The organism is Geomicrobium halophilum, from assembly GCF_014207655.1.
Taxonomy (GTDB): domain Bacteria; phylum Bacillota; class Bacilli; order Bacillales; family Marinococcaceae; genus Geomicrobium; species Geomicrobium halophilum.
Map to the genome: position 1 here is coordinate 284,501 of NZ_JACHHJ010000002.1, position 24,196 is coordinate 308,696.

22 protein-coding genes are annotated in these 24,196 nt (G+C 44.1%); 8 read left to right on the forward strand and 14 right to left on the reverse strand.

Features of this window, described 5'->3' with window-relative positions; translation table 11 throughout:
- Positions 1-110 precede the first annotated feature (110 nt).
- On the forward strand, positions 111-599 hold the full coding sequence (locus HNR44_RS09405; protein ID WP_184403882.1) for a thermonuclease family protein: 489 nt from the start codon (positions 111-113) through the stop codon (positions 597-599).
- 1 nt (position 600) lies between these two features.
- On the opposite strand, the gene HNR44_RS09410 is transcribed toward HNR44_RS09405, so the two are convergent.
- Entirely contained in the window at positions 601-1,434 is an 834-nt protein-coding gene (locus tag HNR44_RS09410; RefSeq protein ID WP_184403883.1) for an alpha/beta hydrolase, read from the reverse strand.
- A gap of 222 nt (positions 1,435-1,656) precedes the next feature.
- Here HNR44_RS09410 and HNR44_RS09415 point away from each other — a divergent pair, with 222 nt between their 5' ends.
- Positions 1,657-2,712 carry a flagellin N-terminal helical domain-containing protein gene (locus HNR44_RS09415; RefSeq protein WP_184403884.1) on the forward strand — a complete coding sequence of 352 codons (1,056 nt, stop codon included), beginning with the start codon at positions 1,657-1,659 and terminating at the stop codon, positions 2,710-2,712.
- A gap of 59 nt (positions 2,713-2,771) precedes the next feature.
- On the opposite strand, the gene ggt is transcribed toward HNR44_RS09415, so the two are convergent.
- The 5 genes from ggt to HNR44_RS09435 all read right to left on the reverse strand — a co-directional run bounded on the left by ggt (position 2,772) and on the right by HNR44_RS09435 (position 7,031).
- Positions 2,772-4,412, reverse strand: a complete 1,641-nt coding sequence (ggt, locus tag HNR44_RS09420; protein ID WP_184403885.1) for a gamma-glutamyltransferase — start codon at positions 4,410-4,412, stop codon at positions 2,772-2,774.
- 18 nt (positions 4,413-4,430) lie between these two features.
- Positions 4,431-4,565: a hypothetical protein gene (locus tag HNR44_RS17845; protein ID WP_281381390.1), complete on the reverse strand. Its 135-nt coding sequence runs from the start codon at positions 4,563-4,565 to the stop codon at positions 4,431-4,433.
- Positions 4,566-4,580: 15 nt separating this feature from the next.
- The gene (pgsC, locus tag HNR44_RS09425; protein ID WP_184403886.1) at positions 4,581-5,036 is read right to left on the reverse strand and encodes a poly-gamma-glutamate biosynthesis protein PgsC; all 456 of its coding nucleotides are present in this window, start codon (positions 5,034-5,036) and stop codon (positions 4,581-4,583) included.
- A 16-nt stretch (positions 5,037-5,052) separates the two neighbouring features.
- Positions 5,053-6,264, reverse strand: coding sequence for a poly-gamma-glutamate synthase PgsB (pgsB, locus tag HNR44_RS09430; protein WP_184403887.1), 1,212 nt, complete (start codon positions 6,262-6,264; stop codon positions 5,053-5,055).
- Between the two features lie 491 nt (positions 6,265-6,755).
- The gene (locus tag HNR44_RS09435) at positions 6,756-7,031 is read right to left on the reverse strand and encodes a sigma factor-like helix-turn-helix DNA-binding protein (protein ID WP_184403888.1); all 276 of its coding nucleotides are present in this window, start codon (positions 7,029-7,031) and stop codon (positions 6,756-6,758) included.
- Between the two features lie 473 nt (positions 7,032-7,504).
- On the opposite strand from HNR44_RS09435, the gene galU reads away from it, so the two are divergent.
- Positions 7,505-8,380 carry a UTP--glucose-1-phosphate uridylyltransferase GalU gene (gene galU / locus HNR44_RS09445; protein ID WP_281381406.1) on the forward strand — a complete coding sequence of 292 codons (876 nt, stop codon included), beginning with the start codon at positions 7,505-7,507 and terminating at the stop codon, positions 8,378-8,380.
- Positions 8,381-8,466: 86 nt separating this feature from the next.
- A complete protein-coding gene (locus HNR44_RS09450) occupies positions 8,467-9,783 on the forward strand; it encodes a UDP-glucose dehydrogenase family protein (RefSeq protein WP_184403891.1) in 1,317 nt (438 codons plus the stop codon).
- 190 nt (positions 9,784-9,973) lie between these two features.
- On the opposite strand, the gene HNR44_RS09455 is transcribed toward HNR44_RS09450, so the two are convergent.
- From HNR44_RS09455 to HNR44_RS09480, 6 genes are all read right to left on the reverse strand, one after another.
- The gene (locus HNR44_RS09455; protein WP_184404151.1) at positions 9,974-10,693 is read right to left on the reverse strand and encodes a LutC/YkgG family protein; all 720 of its coding nucleotides are present in this window, start codon (positions 10,691-10,693) and stop codon (positions 9,974-9,976) included.
- Complete coding sequence (locus HNR44_RS09460; RefSeq protein WP_184403892.1) at positions 10,693-12,120, reverse strand: LutB/LldF family L-lactate oxidation iron-sulfur protein; 1,428 nt, start codon at positions 12,118-12,120, stop codon at positions 10,693-10,695. Before HNR44_RS09460 ends, HNR44_RS09455 begins: the two co-directional genes overlap by 1 nt.
- A 10-nt stretch (positions 12,121-12,130) precedes the next feature.
- Positions 12,131-12,850, reverse strand: a complete 720-nt coding sequence (locus tag HNR44_RS09465) for a (Fe-S)-binding protein (protein WP_184403893.1) — start codon at positions 12,848-12,850, stop codon at positions 12,131-12,133.
- 18 nt (positions 12,851-12,868) lie between these two features.
- The gene (locus HNR44_RS09470; protein ID WP_343069446.1) at positions 12,869-14,671 is read right to left on the reverse strand and encodes an L-lactate permease; all 1,803 of its coding nucleotides are present in this window, start codon (positions 14,669-14,671) and stop codon (positions 12,869-12,871) included.
- Between the two features lie 142 nt (positions 14,672-14,813).
- Complete coding sequence (locus HNR44_RS09475; RefSeq protein ID WP_184403894.1) at positions 14,814-15,536, reverse strand: FadR/GntR family transcriptional regulator; 723 nt, start codon at positions 15,534-15,536, stop codon at positions 14,814-14,816.
- 329 nt (positions 15,537-15,865) lie between these two features.
- The gene (locus HNR44_RS09480) at positions 15,866-18,475 is read right to left on the reverse strand and encodes a DUF6359 domain-containing protein (RefSeq protein WP_184403895.1); all 2,610 of its coding nucleotides are present in this window, start codon (positions 18,473-18,475) and stop codon (positions 15,866-15,868) included.
- 408 nt (positions 18,476-18,883) lie between these two features.
- On the opposite strand from HNR44_RS09480, the gene HNR44_RS09485 reads away from it, so the two are divergent.
- From HNR44_RS09485 to HNR44_RS09495, 3 genes are read left to right on the forward strand one after another with little or no spacing between them, the layout of a single operon-like run.
- Positions 18,884-20,056, forward strand: coding sequence for a hypothetical protein (locus HNR44_RS09485; RefSeq protein ID WP_184403896.1), 1,173 nt, complete (start codon positions 18,884-18,886; stop codon positions 20,054-20,056).
- Positions 20,057-20,074: 18 nt separating this feature from the next.
- Complete coding sequence (locus HNR44_RS09490; protein WP_184403897.1) at positions 20,075-21,316, forward strand: metal-dependent hydrolase family protein; 1,242 nt, start codon at positions 20,075-20,077, stop codon at positions 21,314-21,316.
- A gap of 14 nt (positions 21,317-21,330) precedes the next feature.
- Complete coding sequence (locus HNR44_RS09495) at positions 21,331-22,626, forward strand: M20 family metallo-hydrolase (RefSeq protein ID WP_184403898.1); 1,296 nt, start codon at positions 21,331-21,333, stop codon at positions 22,624-22,626.
- A gap of 39 nt (positions 22,627-22,665) precedes the next feature.
- Here HNR44_RS09495 and HNR44_RS09500 read toward each other — a convergent pair whose 3' ends face one another.
- Positions 22,666-22,917, reverse strand: a complete 252-nt coding sequence (locus tag HNR44_RS09500; protein ID WP_184403899.1) for a YkuS family protein — start codon at positions 22,915-22,917, stop codon at positions 22,666-22,668.
- Positions 22,918-23,280: 363 nt separating this feature from the next.
- Between HNR44_RS09500 and HNR44_RS09505 the strand changes: the two genes are divergently transcribed.
- Positions 23,281-23,490, forward strand: coding sequence for a hypothetical protein (locus tag HNR44_RS09505; RefSeq protein WP_184403900.1), 210 nt, complete (start codon positions 23,281-23,283; stop codon positions 23,488-23,490).
- Between the two features lie 69 nt (positions 23,491-23,559).
- Here the strand turns inward: HNR44_RS09505 and HNR44_RS09510 are convergent, their stop codons facing one another.
- Positions 23,560-24,123, reverse strand: coding sequence for a beta-class carbonic anhydrase (locus HNR44_RS09510; RefSeq protein WP_184403901.1), 564 nt, complete (start codon positions 24,121-24,123; stop codon positions 23,560-23,562).
- Positions 24,124-24,196: the final 73 nt, after the last annotated feature.

Genomic DNA, 24,196 nt, shown 5'->3' on the forward strand with positions numbered 1-24,196 from the left:
AACCATTTCCTTCTTTCTTGGTGCAGACACTTTATCTAGTATAATACTGAGGAGATGGATGAGCAAAACATTAGCTTATGGGAGAGGTCCTAAGGAGTGGAGTGACATTTATGTTTCGGTTTTTTACGATCTTTTTTTCAATGTTTATGATACTGATGGGATGCCAAAGCCCCTCTGACGGTGACAAGCTTCAAGGCACGGTGGTGAATATCGTGGACGGGGATACGTTTGACGTAAATATTCGGGGGGTGGGCGATGAACGGGTGCGTCCGATTATGGTGGACGCTCCGGAAATCTGTCATCAACATGATCCTCCGGAGTGCGAGCCGGAACCTTTTGGGGAGGAAGCCACCGAATTTGCGGTGGATGTACTTCTCGGAGAGACCGTCTATCTAGAGCCAGATGTGTCCGAACGTGATCCATATGATCGGCTGTTATTCTACGTGTATGTAGAAGAAGATCAGATGTTTCAGGAAATGTTGTTAGAAGAAGGGTTAGCTGAGGTTGTTGTGTTTGAGCCGGATGTGCGTTATAGAGAGGAATTTTATGAGGTTCAGGAAGAGGCACAAGAGCAGGAGAAGGGGATGTGGTCGCTCTAGATTACTGCTCTTGAATTTCTTGTAAAAATTGTTGAATACGGGACCGGTATTCATCACTTAAATGAATCGTGTTGTGCCCTTTTTCTTCAATAACATAGCTATCCTCAGGACCTCCCCAGTGTTCTACGAAGGATTTAGAGAATTCCGGATCAATAATTTCATCATCTTCGGCAATGAGAGCGAGCAGCGGGTGCTGCATCTCCGGAGCGGTCTCCGTAGAGTCGAAGGAATACTGTAATAACCACTCTATAGGGAGAAACGGGAATTGCGATTGAGCGACTTGTGCTAGATCATCAAACGGAGAGACGAGGATCGTTCCCTGCACCTCCCGTTCTACACTGACATGCGTAGCTACCGCAGAACCGATACTTCTTCCCATCGTGGCGATGTTATCAGCGTCAATATCTTCTCGCTCAACCATTTCGTCATAAATCATCAATGCGTCCCCCAATAGCGCCTCTTCATCCGGCTCTCCTTCGCTTAATCCATACCCACGATAATTCATCAATAATACGGACCAGTCCTCCAGTTCCGTTTGTTCAGGAATCAACTTCGATACTTCTTCCGCGTTCCCGCCATAGTAAATCAGCAAAGGTGAAGGCTCTTCCTCTGCATTGGAAACCAGCCAACCGTGCACGGTTACCTCATCGGTAACGGGGACGTTAATCTCTTCAACCTCAGGGTATTGTGTCCGAATCTCATCAGTTTCATCGTCTGATATCGATGTAGGGTGAAAAATGATCCGATGTTGGAAAAAATACAGCAACGCAACCATAGCCCCGATAAAGAAAATACCTATGGTGATCCACCAGATCCATTTGGGAAAAGCGTACATGTTTTCACCGCCATCAGGATGGTTTGATATTTTTATTTTATCAGAAAGCAGGCTGATGGTCTGTGTTGGGGCGAGGTTCCTGAGAATTTTTTCATTGATCCGTTAATTTTTCTTTCTTTCTGCCGATACATAAAGTAGATGGACATGTAGCATCAAAAACAGGTACCTTCTCCTGGAAACTCAGGGGTTGTATAAAAACTAAATCTACGGAGGATGATCGGAATGATTATTAACAACAACATGTCAGCCATGAATGCACACCGTCAACTCGGGATCAACCAGAACAACATGCAAAATTCGATGGAGAAGCTGTCTTCGGGGGAACAAATCAACCGCGCCGGTGATGATGCGGCCGGTCTTGCGATCTCTGAAAAAATGCGTGCGCAAATTCGCGGTTTGGATCAAGCAAGTAATAACGCCCAAGATGGGATTTCTATGATTCAGACGGCTGAGGGAGCGTTGGATGAGACGCATCAAATCTTGCAGAGAATGCGCGAGCTTGCGACTCAATCTGCAAATGATACAAACCAGGATAGTGTAGACCGTGAAGCGATTCAAGCAGAAGTAGATGCATTGGCTGAAGAAATTGGCCGGATTTCTAAGCAAACAACGTTTAATGGTCAAAAATTACTGAATGGCGATTTTGAAGAGAATACGTTAACCTTCCATATCGGTGCAAATAGCGAAGAAGATATTAATATCAACATTCGGGAAATGGATGCTGAATCTTTACGTGTAGCTGGAGGAGATATTGAAACGGAGCTTGAAGCAGGAACCACAACCATTGGTGATCATGAAGATGTAGATGTTCTAAGAGATGGTGATGACGTGGTAGCTATTGATGTCGAAGGCTCTTGGTACTCAGAGGCTGAAGATGATGGAGAAGGGAATCTTACAGGTATTGGTGAGGAACTTGATAACATCAGCGGTGATACAGACAGCGGCTATGTAATGACCTTAGCTTCTGACCATGCAGGCATTGACGTTTCCAGCCAAGAAACGGCGAGTGCTGCGATTGATACCATCAACACTGCAATCAATGAAGTATCAACGGAACGCTCAAATTTAGGAGCCGTTCAAAATAGGCTAGAGCATACCATTGCTAACCTAGATAACGCCTCCGAAAATCTTCAAGCAGCTGAATCACGTATCCGGGACGTTGATATGGCTCAAGAAATGATGGAATTTACACAGAGTAACATCCTTTCTCAAGCTTCTCAGTCCATGCTTGCCCAAGCTAATCAATTGCCGCAAAACGTCCTTCAGTTGCTTCAATAAGAGCAAAAGGAGAGCGGGATGCTCCGCTCTCTCTTCTTGAAAGGGATAACCATCCTTACCTATCGACTCATCCACTTACCGTTTCTTCGGGGGTCCGTTCCGCCATATACATTTTCTTCATTATAGTCGATCGTAAGACTTTGAATGCTTCCAAAGTAGAAAGGTGATCTAGAGTTATCGACCGAATACCCGTTTTCTTCTAATTGTTGTTGGAGGGGAGGAGGGATTCTTCCTTCTAAATAGATTTTTTCTTCATGCAAATCGCGATATGATCGGTTTTCGTCGATGGCTTCGTTAATGGGCTCCTCAAAGAGAAGATGTCTACTCAATACTTGAGTTAATGTGGATGTTATTCGTCTACCGCCAGCACTTCCAATCCCGATAAGCGGGGTCCCATTTTTGGAAAGCACCGTAGGGCTTATATAGCTAAAGGGACGTTTGCCTGGTTCGTACGCATTGGGAGAAGAGGAGTCTGACGAAAAATTATCCAACTGATTATTTAAGAAAAACCCATTGGTGAAAATACCAGAACCAAAAAAACTGCTGAGGGTATTCGTCACCGAGACGATCATTCCGTCTTGATCGACAACGACGAAGTGAGTTGTGTTTCCGTCTTTATCTCCCTCGTAATCTTCTAATGGTTCCTCATTTACAGAACCCACGGAGGAGATATTAGAAGCCAGATTTTCTGTATACTCTTGACTTGATATTTCATCTAAAGGCATATCGACAAATTCTGGGTCACCGATGGTTTCCAGTCGGTCTTCATAGGTTTCACGATTAATTTCTCCAATCATTTGAATAAAATTAGTGGGTCGATCCTCTAATTGATCTACATGTAATTGCTCGGCCATCTGCAAAGATTGAATGAGCATGGTACCACCAGCAGGTGGTGGAGGGGTATACACATCGAAACCTGCAAATTCTCCTTTTATAGGTTCTGTTTTTTCGACTTCATAGTTTTCGAGGTCTTTCTGTTCGATTCCGTCCACTTTCCTTACGAGCTGACTTGCGATTTCCCCTTCATAAAAGATATCCGGACCTTCTTCACGAATAGCCGTCATCGTTTTGGCTAATTCTTCTTGTTTAAGAGTCTTTCCTTCTTCAATAGCTCTGTTATCGGGGTAAAACAACGAGGCTTCGTTTGGCGGGATGCGGTGATTAGCATCAAGCAATTGGGAGTGAAGGGTGCTTGATACTTGGAGGCCATTTTCAGCTTGATGGATCGCCGGCGCTAATAAGCGTTCCATGGATCGACTGCCAAAATCCTCATGGATTTCATCCATCCCCATAACAAAACCAGGGACGCCAATCCCTGATTCTGGCTTTGATTTTTGGTCTGGAGCTTTTTCCCTGTAATCATAAATAATAGGGTCCACATCTTCTGCGGGGTGAACAAGCATTATTCCTCCGCCTCCGATTCCAGAAGCAAAAGGTTCCACGACTCCTAAAGAATAAGAGATGGCTATAGCTGCATCTACAGCGTTCCCTCCGCGTCTTAATACTTCCATCCCTACCTCAGTGGCAGCAGGGTGATCCGTTGCCACCCCAATGCCAGGACTTTTGATTTCATTTGCCTCTCTAGGTTCATAGTTGGGATCATGATTTGTAGGGGTATGAAGAAGGTTCTGAAGGGAAAGTAAGACAACAGCGATCGCCAATAAATTAAGTACAAGCATGCTGTCTTTATTGAGACGCAATACTATTCACGACCTTTATTATAGAAATACAATAAGAATCCCTAAAGTGATGATAAACCCGATCACCGTATGTGAGGTTGTTTTCGGTTTTTGCTGCTTCACGGCTTTTAAATATTTCTCTTTAAAAGTGAGTTTGTTTGTGGACGTTTCCATGTTTATCCTCCAATTCTATACCACAAATAGATGGTAAACGGAAAGAATACCAAAAGTCACGAAACTCAAGGCGATCGTACTTGAGACTGTAGGTATGAACCCTTGTCTTTGAATCGTATTCGCAATTAAACCGGGAACGATCAAACCGATGGCTTGTAAATCGGCCACATCCATAGGGATAAAGCCGTATGCAGTGTCAAAACCAAGCTTTAAGAGAATACCTGTGAGAAGCATGGCTGTAAATTTCCTTCTTCCATATAAAATTGTAAAATGATTAATAATATGCATGACAACGAGATAGGTTGCAAAGCTCACAAACAGAATCGAAATCGCATATAAAGGGGTATCAATGACAAGAGCAATGTATCCTGGAACAACAAGCCCTGCGGGTAAAATCCCGGTTTTCTCAGCAAAAAATAGACTAAGTGTAACGCCTGCTACGAGTGCAATAGTAATTTCTGTTAGTCCCACTGTTGATGGCTCCTTTTTAAGTGATTGAATGTAATTCGCGTCCCAATGGTTCTTCTTTCACCTTGATTTTCTGCATTTCATCTACGAACGGTTCCGCTGCCCCATGGATATTGCCTACCCCATAGATGACGGTGTTCGTTACGTGCGGGTGAATTTCTTGTAAAATTTCTTCGGCTGTATAATGTTCTAAATTTAATAGATGGCTAGCTGGTATGTTTCCGGCGTTATATCGATCGATAATAGGGCTTGTCGTTTCGCCAATCAGGACGAGCGTCTCACAAGGAATATACGGCAGGACATCATGGGCGAATTGTTCGGTTCGATCTACACGGTCATCTCGGCAGTTCATGACAACGAGGGCTTGAGTTGTCGGGTATCCTAGCTTTTGTACCCGATTCCAAATGCTAAGTGTTGATGTCGCATCATTGGCAGCAAACCCATTAACGAGATAAGAGGGAGAACCGCTATCGGTGCTTATGGGGGTGATCTGTAGAGAGCCTGGATCGGGCCACGCGTTTAACATCCCTTTAAAGGCGGTTTCTTGATCAATCCCTACAGCTTCTGCTACGGCTAATGCCAGGGCTGCATTTTCGGGAAACACCATATAGTTAAACTTCAGCAAAAAGTCTTCGGGAATACGAGAGGTATCACATACGATCACCTCGGTCTTTCTTTTCTCGGCGATTTCCTGAAACATGGGGACATAGGGACTTTCGTTGACAATCAGATGCCCGTTATAGGGAATGGTGGATGTAAAAGCTTGGGCCACTTCATCAAGGGTGGGCCCCATGACGTCCATATGATCTTCTAAAACATTGACAATGACTCCGATATTGGCTTGCAGCATTTTCTCCTGAAAGACCTCCTGGTAGTCGGGAGTGACGGCCATACATTCACTGACTAAGGCCTCGGCCTTGAGGGAAGAGGCTTTCTTAACAACATCTTTTTGTTCCCCAATATTAGGGCCTTCCGCTCGACGTTCGATGGGTTCTTCTTTAGCATCAAACCAATAAAGCATCCGGGCCTGCGTGCCCGTGGTCTTTCCGACGGTTCGATAATCACCCTCTGTTAAAATTCCAGTGACTAACCTTGTGACCGTCGATTTTCCGCGAATTCCGTTAATGTTAATACGAATCGGGATCGCCTCGATGTTCTGGCTGTGTTTCCGACGTTCCAACACGCCAAAAGTGAATAATAGTATGATGCAGATAGAAATGATGTACAACATTGAGAGTCACCTTCCAAAAGTTATTGGTGCTATATATAATCACACTATAGTTACCATAATTTGGTCAATATATTTAATATGAATTTAATAAATATTTTACAATTAATTTACTTCCATAAAATCAGTAATAGAAATGAAATCATTTACATATTCGTTCTCTCTTAAACTGCTTTATATGAAAAAAAGAGTAGCGGAATGCTACTCTTTACCTCTCTTACCAGTAGAGGATTCCTAGGGTGAAAGCGTAAAACGGTTTAAAGCTTTATCGCTTTCAAGTAGTAATATATCATTGCTCTTATTTTCCAACAATAAGAATTAATTACTGGAATTTACAATTTATAAATGCCAATGTGACTTTTTACTAGCTACTTTCGGGTAGTAGAGTGTCAGGCTTTTATTAAAAAAGGAATTTATTACCATTGCAGAATGAGGGTTTTTACAGCTATATGAGTATAAAAGGGTGTATGAATGAGAAGTTCTCGAACTTTATGTTACATATTTCGCAGTTTCTTGATCGCGTTTTTCCGCCAACCTTTGACGGTCTCGGTGGATACGCCATATTTGGCTGCGATGTTGTGTGGAGGTTGGTCGTGAATGGCGTGTCCAATGAGCCAACGTTGTTCACGCATGGTTAATCTTTCTAAATATGGAGATAGGCTGTCGATGTCTGATTGCCATGCATCATCTATTTGAGGGTCTTTCATCAATTTCGAGTAATCGGAGCTTAGAAAATGGTGCTCTTGGTAATGGGCTTCTTTTTTTAGCATCGTCAACATTTCACCTCTGACACGAATGACAGCATAGGATGGAAACGGTCTTTTTCATCATCGTGGTGTTTATAGGCAATCCATAGGCCTAAATACCCTGCTTGTATAAATTCTTGATGATTACTATGGATGTTGAGTTTCTTGAGCATACCTAGTACTAACGGTGTGTACTGTTGATAAATCTCGTTGAATGTAAATGGCTGACGGGCCAATGGGTGATGATTCACGCAGGGTCCTTTCTTGAAGCGGCGCCGTCCATCTGTTTATTTACCGGTTATTTTAAATATAGCAAGAAATGTAAAAAAAGGAGGTGGTAATATGAAAATAATCCTATATTTTTATAAACAAATACATACTATAAATATATTTACATATTGGTTTCCGTCTATAATATTAGGCACTAATGACTAGTGAAACTTATGGAAATTATTCGTATGATAGAAGGATAGTCACAGGAAATAGGAGGAAGAATGATGCAAGTAAAAAAAGCGATTATCCCAGCTGCGGGGTTGGGAACAAGATTTTTACCGGCGACGAAGGCACAGCCGAAAGAAATGTTGCCGATTGTCGATAAGCCAACGATTCAATATATTGTTGAGGAAGCGGTTGCCTCCGGCATTGAGGACATTCTCATTGTTTCCGGGCGCGGAAAGCGTGCGATCGAGGACCATTTTGATGTATCCTATGAATTAGAAGAAACGTTACGCAAAAAAGAAAAATGGGAATTGCTCGCTGAGACGAGAACGATTTCTGAATTTCCGAATATCCATTACATACGTCAAAAAGAAGCAAAAGGTCTTGGGCACGCTGTATCATGCGCCAGCCAATTCGTTGGCAACGAACCATTTGCGGTAATGCTTGGCGATGATATTGTGCGCTCCAATGGAAAACCATGCCTGCAGCAACTGATGGAAGTCCATGAAGAACATAAAGGATCGGTCGTCGGTGTGCAGACCGTACCCGACAGCGAGATTTCCAAATACGGGGTTGTAGCCCCTAAACAGACGTCAGCGAATGCAATTGAGGTGGGGGATCTGATTGAGAAACCATCCTTAGAAGATGCACCATCGAATTTCGCGATTATGGGCCGCTATATTTTAACCCCGGAAATTTTCCCGATTCTGGAAACGCTGCCGCCAGGGGCAGGGAACGAAATCCAGCTTACGGACGCGATTAAGCAATTGAACGTCGAGCAATCGGTGTATGCGTATGATTTCAAAGGGGACCGTTATGATGTTGGTGACAAGTTCGGTTTTATTAAGGCGACCATTGAATTTGCTTTGGAGAGAGATGATTTGAAGGAGCAGGTGGAAGCTTATTTGAAAGAAGAAGTGTTTGAACGTGTGTGATGGTTTCATCAAACGTTTGATTAAAGAAGGTCTATGGGCTGTGAATACCGGTTTATTTTCTAAAAGAGATTGTAAGGATGATTGAGATGAAGATAGCAGTTGTGGGGACAGGTTATGTAGGACTTGTGACAGGGGTTTCGTTGTCAGAGATTGGTCATACGGTGATGTGTGTGGATGTTGATGAGTCGAAGGTGGCTCGTATGCAGGCGGGGGTTTCACCGATTTATGAGCCGGGCTTGTCTGAGATGATGGAGAGTAATATTGAAGCGGGGCGTTTGTCCTTTACGACTGAGCATAGGGATGCGTTTGTGGATGCCGATGCGATTTATATTGCGGTAGGGACGCCGCAAAAGGAAGATGGTACGGCTGATTTGCGTTTTATTGAGTCGGTAGCGGGTAATATTGCTGAGCATTTAACGGGTTATGCGGTGGTTGTTACGAAGAGTACGGTGCCGGTAGGGACGAATGATTATATTCAGTCGTATATTGCGAAGTATACGGATGTTTCTTTTGATGTGGTTTCTAATCCGGAGTTTCTTCGGGAAGGTTCAGCGGTTTATGATACGTTTAACGGAGATCGGGTGGTGATCGGGTCGGATCGTGCAGAGGCCGCGTCGGTTGTTGAAAAGATCAATCGGCCTTTTGGATTACCGGTTTTTAAGACAGATATCCGCAGTGCGGAAATGATTAAGTATGCGTCCAATGCATTTCTAGCTACGAAGATCAGTTTTGTGAATGAGGTTGCAACGCTCTGTGAAAAATTGGGAGCTAATGTGGAAGATGTGGCCAAAGGTATGGGGCAGGATAAGCGGATCGGGAAAAAGTTCTTGAATGCGGGGATTGGTTACGGAGGTTCCTGCTTTCCGAAGGATACGAGCGCGTTGGTCCAGATTTCTGGCGAAGCGGGCCATGATTTTACGCTGCTTAAAGCCGTGATGGAAGTGAATGAACGGCAACAGCGGTTGTTGGTCGAGAAGGCGAAGGAGCGCTTTGGCTCGTTGCGCGGGATGACGATTGCTATACTTGGGCTGTCGTTTAAAGCGAATACGGATGATATGCGGGAAGCGGCGTCGGTGGTACTGGCAGAGGAGTTAGTGCTTGCCGGAGCGCACGTGGTAGCTTATGATCCGATTGCGATAGAGAATGCGAAGCAGGTGCTACCGGAAGCGGTGGATTACGCGGGCAGTACGGAGGCAGCTTTAGATGGTGCAGATGCGACATTTGTGGTGACGGATTGGGATGAGATTAAGGAATTAGATACGGGGACGTTTAAGGAGCGGTTGACGAAGCCAGTGGTGTTTGACGGGCGAAACTGCTTTGATTTGGATGATATGCGCGAAGCTGGCGTGGAATATTATTCGGTCGGTCGGCCGGGTATTGGGAAAGAGGGAGTGATGAGGTGAATGACTCGTGTTGCGTGGGTTTCGGCGCAATTATTAGGTATTCGGCTTTGTCTGTAAATGAGATGCTAGCTTTCCATGGGCGGAAAGCTAGCATACTTTCATTATCGGTTGGTAAAAGATTCAAACGCCCCATCAATCCATAAGTGTGGCTTATCAAACGTTTGTTTAAGACGGGCGCTACCCTTTAGGGCTACTGATCATTAATTAAAATATAGGTCGCTTTTACGGGGCCGTGGACGCCCACAACGAGGCTCATTTCGATATCGGCGCTGTTGGAGGGACCTGATATGAAATTGATGCAGGAGGGGATTGTTTCGCCATTTTGTACTCTTTGATGGATTTGCTGAGTGGCCTGAGACATGCGCGGGACGATTGAGCTTTGCGGAATGATGGCAATATAGGTTTCAGGTAAGAGGCTGACGGCTCGCCCCTTATCAGCCGAACTGAACAAGACCACCGTACCTGATTCTGCTAATGTGATATCGCTATACGTAATTCCCACGTGGGTCTGTTCAGCGATGTTGATGTTTTCGCGACCTTTGGATTTATCCCAGATATGGGTTTCTACACCAAGGTTAGCCATTTGTTCACGGAAGTGTTTATTCAGTCCGGCTTCTTCTAACCGTGGATCTTCCCACATCATGAGTGATGCTGCTTGATAGCGTCCGATGGTTTCTGCCACTGTTTCACCGACGCCAGCTGTCTCTGTTTCAATGACATCGGTGTGAATATGCTCACACTGCTTTTTAAATCTCTCTACCCATTTGTCTGAGCTTTCATGTTTAAATACTTGCCATTGAGGCTGTTGTTTCCAAGCAGGGCGCTCCACGTGTTGACTACGGGGACGCCCAGATTGTTCGGCGATATGGTTTAAGAAATTTTCTCTATGTTGAATGTTTCCTCTTGGCATCACGATTTATCCTCCCGGTCTCGATTGGCAAACCAATCACGGAATCGTTGGCTTGCCGGTGCTGGTAAATCTCTTATATTTGTCCATGCTTTTAGTGGTCCCGGCCCATTGGGGATGTTCGAGCCTTTTGTCCAAGGTCGCATTGCACGATGTGCTTGCTTCGAAGCCAGGCGATACAGACGTGGAGATGAAGTACCCGATCCAAACATTTTCATCGCCCATTTTTCCGGAAGAGGACCAAGGTTTTCCTTCTCGGTGATGATTTGCCGATGGGCAATCAAGTGCTCATGAAGTGGAATCTTCACAGGGCAAGCCTCTGTACAAGCCGCACATAGAGAAGAAGCATAGGGTAAGTCTTTGTTATCTTCGTAACCATCAAGGAGCGGTGTCAGTACTGCCCCGATGGGGCCGTTGTAAATCGAGCCATACGCGTGACCGCCAACATGACGATAAACGGGGCATACATTCACGCAAGCTGCACAACGAATACAGTGCAGGGCGGATTGAAATTGAGTACCAAGAATTTCAGAGCGACCGTTATCAACGATGACAAGATGAAATTCTTCCGGTCCATCTACATCTTCTTCACCTTTTGGGCCTGTGAGTCCGGTGATATACGACGTTAATTTCTGACCAACAGCCGAGCGGCAGAGTAGACTGACAAGGACATCAAGCTCTTCCCAAGTGGGGACGATTCTTTCCATGCTCATCACTGTGACTTGAGTTTTCGGTAAAGCAGTAACAAGTCGGGCATTTCCTTCGTTCGTGACCAGTGAAATGGAACCAGACTCAGCAACGGCAAAGTTACAGCCGGTAATCCCTAAATCGGCCTCTAGGAACTCTTGTCGCAGTTGTTCACGGGCAAAACGCGTGAGCTCTTCAGTGGATTCACTATTTTCGTAGCCTTTTTTATCTCGAAAAACGTCCCTGATTTGTTCGCGATTTTTATGGAGAGCAGGGGCTACAATATGAGAGGGGGGGTCGTGATCATCAATTTGTAAGATGTATTCCCCTAAATCCGTTTCCACGACTTCACGACCGTCATCCTCTAGGACATCGTTAAGACCGATTTCTTCGGTTACCATCGATTTTGATTTGACAATCTTTTGGGCCTCTTTTTCCTCCGCGACCTTGCGAACATAGTCATTGGCTTCCTCCGCTGTTTGAGCGAAAAAAACATGGCCACCAAGTTCGGCGACTTTATCACTTAGTTGCTCAAGATAGTAGTCAAGATGATTCAGCGTATGCGTGCGAATTTCTTCACCTAAGTCACGCCACGCTTCCCAATCCCCCAATTCTTCCGAAGACTCCTGCTTTCTTGTTCTTAACCTTTCTTGCGCAGAACGAACGGCCCCACGCATGAACGCATCTTCCAAACCTGTATGAATGCGATTTTCAAAATTCTTTTCTCCAACTCTCAAAGGCATGGGATCACTCCTATTCTGAATGATTAAGGACTTCAGCAATGTGCATCACTTTTATCGCATCATTCTTACGTGTAAGCCGTCCTCCGATATTCATGAGACAACCGGCGTCTGCTCCGATTAAAATATCGGCTTCGGTTTCTTGAATGCATGAAACTTTTTCATCCACCATTTCTTTAGAAATCTTAGGCATCTTGACCGCAAATGTGCCTCCAAATCCACAGCAATCATGTTTGTTGGGTAAGTCAATCATTTCCAAACCTTCAACATTGTCCAATAATGTTTGTGGGGCGGAGGTGACTCCTAGTAATCGGATCATATGACAAGATGTGTGATAGGTTGCTTTTGCCTTAAAGGAAGCACCGGTATTTTCCACACCAAGTACTTCGACGAGAAATTGGGTAAGTTCATAAGATTTTTGAGTTAAGAGCTCTGCATCTGACGACCATTCGGGTTCGTCTTGTAAAAGCTGTGGATATTCATGCAGCATGGCTGCGCAAGATCCTGAAGGTGTAACAACATATTGGGAATCTGCAAATGCCGTGATCGTTTGTTTTGCTGCTTTTTTGGCGTCTTGGTGATATCCGCTATTAAAAGCCGGTTGGCCACAACACGTTTGTGAAGTAGGGAAATCCACGGTACAGCCGAATTTTTCAAGTAATTGCACGGAAGCTTTCCCAGCATTAGGGTAGAACATATCTCCTAAACAAGTAATAAAAAACGAGACTTTCATTATCAGAGCCCCCTTTGGTTAATAAGAAGGAGGAGCTAGCGTTGTTTTGTGCTCTCCTTCGAGTTCACGCCGTTTTCTTTCACCAATAATAATGGCAGAAATTATGATTATAGTTAGAATCGAGAGTGAGATGGTCCCAGTGTTCAGATGAAAACCATGTATAGTTATGATGCCCATAGCTCCTGCAAAAGTAAGATAGAAGGTAAGCGGGATAAGCATTCTGCGCATGAGAATCCCTTCTTTACCAAAAACCCCGGATGAAGCAGAAGCAGCGACTACATTATGTACGCAGATGAGATTCCCTGCTGCTCCGCCTATAGCTTGTAAGGCCACAATAATCAACGGACTCATGAGAAGCTGATCAGCTACACCGAATTGGAATAAGGAAAACATCATGTTACTTACCGTATTACTCCCAGCAACAAAAGCTCCAATGGCACCGATAGCCGGGGATACGAATGGCCACTGCGCTCCAACGCCGTTTGCAAGTTCCTCAGCAAGAAGGAGAGGCATGCTTTCTAATCCGGAAAAATTATCATTCGTATTAATGAATACTTGGACCATAGGGACTGAAAATAAGAGGGCAACCATTGCTCCTGATACGGTTTTGAATGATTGTTTCACAGCACGCGTGTAGCTGCTTAATTTCATGCGATACAGTAGTATTGCAAAAAGTGAAACAGCGATAAAAATAACGCCTGGAATATCAAGAACGACTGAACTGGCAGAGATGTCAGTGTTAAAGATATGTTCTAAGGTGACTTCAGATGCTTGGATCCAATTCGCAAATGGTAAAAAATCAACCTTAATGGCAATCAGAAGAAAGGCAACGAGCGTATAAGGAATCCATGCTTTTATATTGGATACTGAATTTTTAGATGGATCATCCATATGAAACGAGATATGACTGAGCCATTCAGGATTCCAGTTCTTTTCATCTGGAAAATCCCATTCATGTTTCGGCATAAACAAGCCTTTTTTGGCAGCAGGGATGACAATGGCAAGTCCTATTAATCCACCTAGTAAAGCCGGGAATTCTGGACCTAAAATAATGGCAACCACGGCAGAGGGTATTGTATAGGCCAACCCTCCAAAAAGGGCAAATCTCCACACGGAAAGGCCTTCTGAGAAAGACCGATTCTCTCCAAAAAAATAAGTGAGCATCGCGACCATAAATAATGGAATAAATGTCCCAATGATCCCATGAAAAATGGCTACTTGGGCACCAATTTCAGCAATAAATGAAGAGAAGGGGATTCCTTGTGCATTTACAAATTGTTCAACAATGGTTGAGCCTTCCAGCCCCGATCCAACTCCAGTAATAATCGGCGTGCCAACAGCACCGAATGAGACAGGGGCTGATTGTAACATAAGCGCAACCATGACCGCAGCCAATGCTGGGAAACCGACGGCAATCAGTAAGGGGCCAATAATCGTGGCAGGGGCTCCCCATCCTGCTGCGCCTTCCAGAAACGTTCCGAATAGCCAACAAATGAGGATGACTTGAATCCGACGATCGGGTGTTATGCCAGAAAAGCCTTGCCGGATAGTATGAAGCGCACCGCTTTCTTTGAGCGTGTTTAATAACAATATGGCACCAAAGACAATAACGGCTACCTCGAGAGCGGTTACAAGTCCGTCGATGGATGCAGCAGCAATTTGTTGAAAAGGGACTTGCCAAAGGGTCATTGAAATGATGACAGTAATAACAAAAGCCACTGGCATGGCTTGTTTAGCAGACCAACGCAAGACAACGAGCAGAATGAAAACAGTAATAATTGGGATCATTGCAACAAAAGCGAGTAGAGTTGAGCTAAGCAAACCACCACATCCATTCTTTAGAAGATCTAGTCATCAGATGACCGGATGATGAGTTTTATTATAGTCGTAATCGCTTTCAAAATGCAATACCTTATTTTTGATTTATATAAAAAAACACTGTCATAGACAGCGTGGAGGACTCTTATTTTTGTTGATTCTGGTAAAAGTCCGTTATTATTCGCTCAACACTCTCTAAGTGTTCAAACATTAACTGGCTAGCGAGCGATGCGTCTCTCTCTTGAATGGCTTCAAAAATACGATAGTGTTCTTCGTATAGACGCTCTGCCCGGACTTTCTCTGAATAAAGCCAGATTCTCCGTGTTTCTAGCATCGTTTGTATGGTAAGGTCTTTGGCGCCATTGAGCAAGTTTTGTAGCATCTCGTTATGGGTAGCGCGCGCGATTGCTAAATGGAATTGCCAATCGGCTTCTTCTCCAAGTTTTTCGTCGTCCATGTTAATGTTCATCTGTTTTAAAGCTTTTTCCATTTCCTTTAGGTCTTTAACTTCCCAGCCGGTGGCTGCTGATCTCGCAGAACCGACCTCAAGTATTTTCCTCACTTCTAGTAATTCCTGAATATCTTTTGGATTTTTAAGGAGAGGGGAAGATACAGGTATGGTAAGTGAAACGCGGTTAAACGTTTTAACAAAGGTTCCTTCTCCATGCCGAATATCAACAAGTCCCATCGCACGCAACGCACTCAATGCTTCGCGGATCGCTGAACGGCCAACATCAAATTGCTGAGCCAATCGTTCAACTGAATCTAAGCGATCACCTGGCTGTAATTCTCCGCTTTCTATCAACGATTTTAATGCTTCGGCTACCTCTTCATAGATTTTTTTAGAGCGAATCTGTTTATATTTCATCGTTTCTCCTCTCAGAAGCTACAGATGGTTGGATTAAAGAAGGATGAAGGAAATATGCGGGAAAACAACGGAAAGTTTTTCGCATATAGAGTATATTGTAATAGGATAGATGTTTCAATAGACCAGACCTTGACTCACTAAAAAGGGGTTGTCTTAAAAAATTTTAAGCCGATGAAAGCATTATCGTGGAATGCCTTAGCCGTAGCGCTGATAATCATTCCGCGCGCTCAATTATCGGGTGATTGCGCCGAAAAACAAAGGGCCGAAGTATTGGATCCTCCCGCCGAAAAGGAAGCTGCCCTTTTGGGGCAGCCTCCTATCTATAATCATTACCTTTGGTGCTCAACAATATCATCCAACATTGTGACCAAATCTTCTTGATCAACCTCATTAATTTCTTCATGAGTGTATTCACTTATTTTTTGGCTGAGTTGATCAAGTCTTTGATATCCTTGACGATCGAGTCCTTGATTAAGCAGGTGATCAGCGACGCGAAGCTGCGCATCTGTTGAGACCTTCACACCTATATGTGCATCCATTCCTTCTGTTAATTCCCTTGCATTTTCGATACTGGCTTTCGTGACTGTAACAGAAGTTTTGGTGACTTCTTCTGTGCCATCAACCGGTCGGTACCAGATGTCAGTCTCCCCGTCTTGCGTAATCGTGACAGGTTCTTTGTAAGTTTTCCAGGATTCACCCTGATCTAGGCTGTATTCAATTTTATCACTTCCTGAAAGTTCAAAAGTGACCTCATGCAAATAACTGCCATCGGAGAGACCAGCTTCTGGTAAGGATATCTTGGTTTCCCCAAAACTGATCTGGGTGAGTACGGGATCATGGTCACTCACTCTTCCATCTTCCTCTGAAAAATCAGCGTTCATATTAACAATATCGGCCTCAGCGTTTTCTGTAAGGTGATTGCTGACGAGAATGTGATCAAGCACTTGTGAGTTACCCTCAAAAATATAGGTATAACGTTCGTTTTCAGGGAGTTCAGTCACCATGTTCGTTAAGTGATCATTTGTAAGAATATCTAGAGGCGGTGAAAATTCGAAATCATTCAGATCCCCCATGACCACGACATTAGATTCATCGTCCATAGACATGATGTCTCCGACGAAGTCATTTACTGCTTCTGCTTGTTCGATTCTTTGTGGTTCGCTAACTAGTTCCGGAGGTTGGTTCTCTCCAAAAAGTGGATCATCAGGGCTTTTTGCGTTGAAATGGTTATTGATCAACACGATTTCCTCGTCGTTAAATTCAAATTCGGCTGCCAGCGGTTTACGAGAATTCTCAAATGCCTCGTTTGAAGGATCTACACGTCCCGGATTCAGCGTTAATCCATCATCATCAACGCCAACCGCAGTTGTTGCGTCCCCGTCCGGCTTATCTGTTAACGAGACACGTTCAGGATTGTATAAGAAGCCGACACGAATGTTACCGCCTGGCTGCCCGCCGTCCTGATTATTTTCTGGAGCAATATCCGTAAAGTCATAGGTTGGTCCGCCATCTGTCTTAATGGCATCAATAAGCGTTTGATAGCTTTCACTGGCGTCTGTCGTTCCGTCATCGACAGGCCCATTATTGTCTTGAACTTCGACGAGTCCGATAATATCTGGGCTTTGTAAATTTTCGTTGATGGATTGAGCCAGATCGCTCGTGCGTTCAGGATCGGTTTCAGCGGAAAAATTCTCAACATTATACGAAGCGATGGTAAGATCTTCTTCATTTGGATTAATCGACGTAACTTCTTGCTCTGTGCCGCCATCTTGGACCTCAGGAAGTGTTTCCGTAGGTCTTAACTTGAAATTGCTATAGTCATAATCAACAACACCGATGATCGTACCATCAAATTGATCCCCAACTTTTGCATTCACATCTTCGGCATCGATGAATATTCGTTCCGGATTATAATTATCCTCATTGATCAAGAGCCCGCCTGCTGGTGTACGTCGTTGATCGACCCCATTGTCCACGACGACTGGGATTTCACCGTATGCGGGCGGACCAACAACTTCAGGATCGTCAAGTTGAATCCGCATCCCTTCCAAACTCTCGTAAAAATCAATCCCATACGTTTCCGGATCAAAATCGGTCAATCCTTCAGAAGCGATCTGTTCTGTTGGCTGTACATAACCGTCTTTACCGATTAAAACTGGCTCCGGTAATTCATTTCCGGAAGATTCAATGTCAATGTTAGAGGCCTCGATTTCCGTTGTTGTTAAATCATCATCGTAGCCATATTCGTCAATGACCCCATCGATATAAACAAGATCCCCAACCTCTACATGAGCGTCCGGCTCATACACATAGATGCCTTCCGAGGTCCGGATGTCCTCATCCGGCTCTGGGTCCTGCATGTAGAAGCCATTTGCATCAATATTAGTCACAATCCCCTCGACATTTGCCACGTGTTCTCCCTCATAAGGGGAGCGGTGATCAGCGCCTTGAATATCATGAATCCGCAGATCATCAATGGGTTCTGGGTCTTTGCCATCCCCATTTTCACGGTGGATATCCTGTGGATTCTGTAATCCGGGGACTCCAAAGTAGGGCTCCAGACTGCCAGTGATCTGGATTTTTTCTCCAATCAAATCAGGGTTGGTTTGTAATCCATAGTCGCTTCGAAAATCAGAGGTAATTTGCACTGGCAATATACGTTTTGGGTCTGTTTCTGAACTCGAATCGGCGAGGGCAACGTTATAATCATTTCCAAACGGCGGCTCGAAATTATAGCTGCTTGGAGCGACCGTATGTCCGACAATATAGCCCTCGATGGTTGCCGATCCCTCGTTGTCAGCAATTGCTTCATCAATCGTCCGGACATCATCATTCGTGTCACTGGCGTTAGCCTGAATCCCCGTGATTGACAAGACACTTAATAATAGCGCAACCATACACACACCGTACAACGATGGCTTCAGGCTTCTTCTAAACATTTCCTCACCCTTCCATTTAAGATTTCCATTGATTAAAAACTATAAAAATATTATATCAATTTTTCGGCCTATTGTATAAAAGGATTTTTATATTTCATTAGGGTTAAACTAAGTAGAAGGCGTGGCTTTTTCGTTTCGTAAGATGGTCATGGATAAGGAAATCTTATAGCAGCCCTTGCGAACAAGCGTTTAATGAGTATAATCCATTTGAAAGCCTTAAAATCGATACGTGACTTGTCTGATGTTTTGCATCAATTAATTGAAGAGACGTTAAACGTGTTTGACGGTTCGACTGCAGTATCAAATAAAAATGATTATATTTGTTGGTGATCCGATGTATTTTACCTGTTAGACTTGTCGTATCGTTTTAATCATAGATTTTAAGAATTCACACAAAGGAAGTATCGGATGGAACCTATTTTTATCGCACTTATACTTATTGCTATTATCGCTCTCGGGGAAGTTTTATCAATATCTACAAGGGCAAAGATTCCAACATTACTCGTCGTAGTCATGATTGCGTTTGTGTTGTTTCAGACAGGCCTTTTGCCTGAATCGTATATAGAAGAGTCACCGCTTGTTGCGTTTGGAGGAATGCTCGTACCGGTGTTAATCGTACATTTAGGTACGATGATCCCACTACCAGTTATTATGAAGCAGTATAAGGCTGTTATTATTACTTTAACTGGGTTAGTCCTATCTTTAGGCATGATGCTTACCATTATTCCCCTTATTTTCGACTATGGGACAGCTGTCGCTGGGGCAGGGCCATTAACAGGAGGCATTATCTCCTACATCATTACATCAGAAGGGTTAACAGAAGCAGGTCTCACCACGCTCGCAGCCATTCCGGTTGTTGTATTTACATTGCAAAATCTCGTAGGGATGCCACTATCCTCCATGCTGCTAAGTAAATATGCCCTCACGATACGGGAGGATGTGAATAACGAAGAATATGTTTCAAATGATGGATCAACGTTGGAAGAGAATGGAAAGAAGAGAGGAAAGAGGTATTTACTGCCTGCTCGTTTCATGGAAAGTAATTTTGTCCTCTTATTTCTTCTATTTATCGGTGGTGCGCTCGCTGTTTGGCTGGATGGTCTTACAGGGATCAATGAAAGCATCTGGGCACTTGCGATTGGAATAACAGGTGCTGTATTTCGTATTTATCCAGAACGAACGATGGAGAGGGCCAATAGTTCAGGCATTACGATGGTTACGCTGATTATTGTCGTCGTGCACTCGCTTGTGGGTATTACATGGGATCAGGTGGTCGCCTCACTGCTGCCTGTTTTTGGTATTATTATCATTGGAACGGCAGGTATTATTATTGGAGCAATGGTTGGCGGGAAGATTTTTAAATGGAAAGCGACGAAGGCTATTCCAGTGGCCTTAACAGCTCTTTACGGATTTCCTGGGGATTATTTAATCGTAGAAGAAGTCAGCAGAAGTATTGGACGCAATGAAGCAGAGCAAAAGCGAATTATGAATGAATTAGTGGCTCCGATGTTAATCGGCGGTTTTACATCAGTAACGGTCGGGTCTGTCGTAATTGCAAGTATATTGATTGGAACCATTTGATAAAGGGGAGTTTTGAACATGACATATACGTTTATAAAAAACGGGACACTTATCGATGGAACAGGAAACAACCCGATGAAAGAAGCCGCAGTCTTGATAAAAGATGAAAAAATAGAACAAGTAGGAAGCACCGATAATATCACGATCCCAGAGGGCACCACTGTTGTTGACGCCACGGGAAAATATATCTTACCAGGACTTATTGATACGCATGTCCATATGGCCATGGAGTTGAGAAACGTTCAGGATGCGATATTAACACCATTTTCTTATCGTTTTTATGAAAGTGTCTCCTTCCTGAAACGTACACTGCAAACCGGAATTACTTCTGTTCGCGATGCTGGTTTTTCGGATATTGGAATGAAAAAAGCAGTAGAAAACGGTCTCGTAGAAGGGCCGCGTATGCAAGTGAGCATTAACCCTTTAACAACCACTGGAGGGCATGGCGATCACTGGAATCACTCAGGGGTCGACACCTCTCTCCAGTCATACCCTGGGATGCCGGATGGAAATTGTGATGGGAAAGAAGAAGTTCGTAAAACGGTTCGCAAAATGCTTCGAGCCGGAGCAGAAGTCATTAAAGTACATGCGACTGGCGGGGTTTCAAGTCCAACAGACCATCCGGAGTTCACCCAGTTTTCAAGGGAAGAACTAGAAGTGATGGTAGAGGAGGCAAATTTTCGTAAGGGAATCAAGGTAATGGCTCACGCACAAGGTGCAGAAGGGATCAAAAACGCTATCCGAGCCGGCATTTATTCAATTGAGCATGGGATTTATATCGATGATGAAGCCATTGAGCTCATGCTTGAACATAATACGTTCCTCGTACCTACGTTATTGGCGCCTTTATCAGTTTTGGAGGCAGCTGAACATTCAAATACAATGGCACCATACGCGATTGAAAAATCAAAGGAAGTAATTGAGGCCCATAAAGAAAGTATAGCAAGAGCATACAAATCAGGGGTAAAAATTGCGATGGGGACGGATGCCGGAGTTATGCCCCACGGTACAAACTTACGGGAGCTTGGCTTAATGTGTGATCTTGGTATGTCGGCAATGGAGTCACTTGTAGCTACGACAAAAACAGCTGCTGAATGCCTCGGTTGGGACGAAGAACTTGGAACAGTGGAGGCTGGAAAATTTGCAGATCTCATCATAGCTGATACAGATCCACTAGAGGAGATTCGTGCCTTAGAAAATAGGGATCATATCGTGTTCGTGATGAAAAATGGAGAGATATACAAAGATGATATAAAGTAGAGGAGTATCTGAGTATGGATAATTGGGATTTGTATACAAGATTAATCCATGAGTATGAAGCGGATTTGTCTTACGATGGGATAGATGGGGATCGTTTAGCCAAACGTTTGCATGCGATTTCTGAGATCGGACTCACCGAAGAAGGGGGCAGTTACCGTTTAGGCTTTTCTCATGAAGAACGACAAACGAAAGATCTCGTCATAGGCTGGATGAAAGAAGCTGGTTTGGCCATTACCGAGGATGGCGCGGGAAATGTTTTTGGCCGATTAGAAGGGCAGGATTCTTCTTTGCCCTGTATTTTAAGTGGGTCCCACGTGGACAGCGTGCCAAATGGGGGGCATTTTGATGGACTCCTTGGTGTGCTTTCGGCCCTGGAAGTTGTCGAAGCATGGAAAGCCAAGGGCTACCGACCCCAACGGCCGTTCGAAGTGGTTATCTTTTCCGATGAGGAAGGCGCCAGGTTTAATAATGGGCTAACGGGAAGCAGAGCGATGGTCGATGATATCGACATGGATGTAGAGGAAGAACTAGTGGATGACAATGGGCTTCCATTCGGACAGGCTCTTGAAGCTGTGGGGTTAACAAAGGACGGGTTCGCCAACGAGGGTCGACGTTTAGAAGAAATTGCTTCATTCGTAGAGGTCCATATTGAACAAGGAAAAACATTGGAAAAACAGAACTTGCCGGTTGGCATCGTCTCAGGTATCGCAGGTCCCAGTTGGCTTGAAATAGAGTTTCACGGGACTGCCGGACATGCTGGAAATACACCGATGACAGAAAGACAAGATGCTTTAGTTGCAGCAGGGGAGTTCGTGAGACAGGTTCACGATATCCCTGGCGGTGTAAGTAATTCGGCAGTAGCAACGGTCGGAAAGCTGCAAGTTTACCCCAATGGTTCCAATGTCATCCCGGGTAAAGTTAAGCTAATCGTTGATATCCGAGATATTTACGAAAATACTAGAGACGAGGTCGTCCGTCTCGTAATCGATGAAGCTCAAAACATTGCCACAAATCTAGGGGTTACATGCTCCTATCAACAGACGTTGAAGGTAGCGCCCGTACCGATTCCTGAGGAGGCCAAAAATCAACTTCGCCAGGCCATGGAAAAGCATAACATTACAGCTCATGAACTTCCGAGCGGTGCCGGTCATGATGCCATGATCGTAGGTCACCACCTGCCAGTAGCCATGCTTTTTGTAAAAAGTAAGGACGGAATCAGCCACAATCCAGCCGAATGGTCGTCATTAAATGACTGCGTACAAGGGGTTCACGTGTTAAAATCGTATGTAGAATCCATTGATCAAGTATAAGGTAGAGGGATTATAAAAAAGGAACCTTGCTTAGGTTCCTTACTCTTTGCGATGTAAGCGATCTTCTACTTCATTACAAACTTCTTCAGCGCTTAATCCTTCAGCTTCTACGACAAGACCTTGGGTGGCGGTATCACTCATCCCCATCACATTATTATCTAACCCAGTTGTGACACAGCAGTCACACCCCTGGGCATCTTGTTCCTGATGGAGAGAAACCACTTCATGTCCTCTTTCTTGCAGGGCTGACTCTACATTCGAAAGTGATTGTTCCACACCAATTCTAGCCATTTTCCCACCCCCTTCTTTGTTTATAGTTTCCTGAATTTGTTTACTTATGCACAAAAAGAAAGGAAGGGAATTTTTTGGTTACTAAAATCACTTTAAATGAAACAGCATTACGAAGAAGATCAAGTGGATGGTTTATATAAAATATCTGTTGAGTTTAAAGTGACGAGTGAGGAATGTTATGAAATTACGACCCGGAGAAATTCCCGGTACGCCACTTCTATAGGGAAGAAACGAAGGCGTGATGGGATGGAGGAAGCCGCGGTCGTTCTCGGCCTATGTTGGAGGTTTCGTTGCTATGCGTCAGCGGGAAATAGTAGACACAGGGTCTTTAAATAAACGTTTATTGAAAAGAGGTTCGTAAAAATGTCAGTAACAGATTTTAAAGCTGCTCAAAAATGGAAGCAGCTTCCGAAAGATATACGGGAGAGACTCCTCCGCAATGTGTTCTGTTCATCATGCGGTGTGACCACCATCAAGGGATATACATTGCATGATGATACACAGGGGGTTTTACTCAAAGGAAAATGCAAAACATGCGGTGAAGATGTGGCGCGGCTTGTGGAGGATGAATAACAAAACAGCAGCAAGAGGTATGTACCTAAGCCATTTTCCGGACTTAGGTACGTCGTGTAGATGGGTTTTTCAATTGTCATATCCTCGTTGAACGACTGTTAGTTCTCCTGTTTCCGGATGTATGACAAGTCCATGAACAGGGGTGTTAGTCGGTAAAAGAGGGTGGTTGTTGAGAATGTTAACACTGTTTTCGACAGCACCTTCGACGGTTTCAAAACCTTTCAGCCATTGGCTTACATCGACTCCATCTTCTTTGGCTGCTTGAAATTGATCTTCGGTAACCCCGTGCGCTTTCATTTGCTCAATAATGATGGAAGAGTCGTAAAGTGTCCTCATCCCACAATCTTCATGACCGATGATTATCACTTCATCCGCCTGTAGGACGTATATGGCTACTAATAAACTGCGGACAACACTGTCATAGGGGCTTGTAATGACGCCGCCGGCATTTTTTACCATCTTGACATCGCCGTTTTTGATGTTCATAGCAGCTGGTAATAACTCAACCAACCGGGTATCCATGCAAGTCAATATGACAGATTTTTGATTGGGCAGCTTCGATGTTTTATAAGGTTCATAGTGATTAGAAGTGACAAAATTTTGGTTGTGGTCAAGAATTGCGTCTAAGTACATTTTTTATAGCCAGCTCCCTTCAAAGTTATTTTAGCAAAAAAAGCAGAGTATTTCTAATTAAATCAGGGTATGG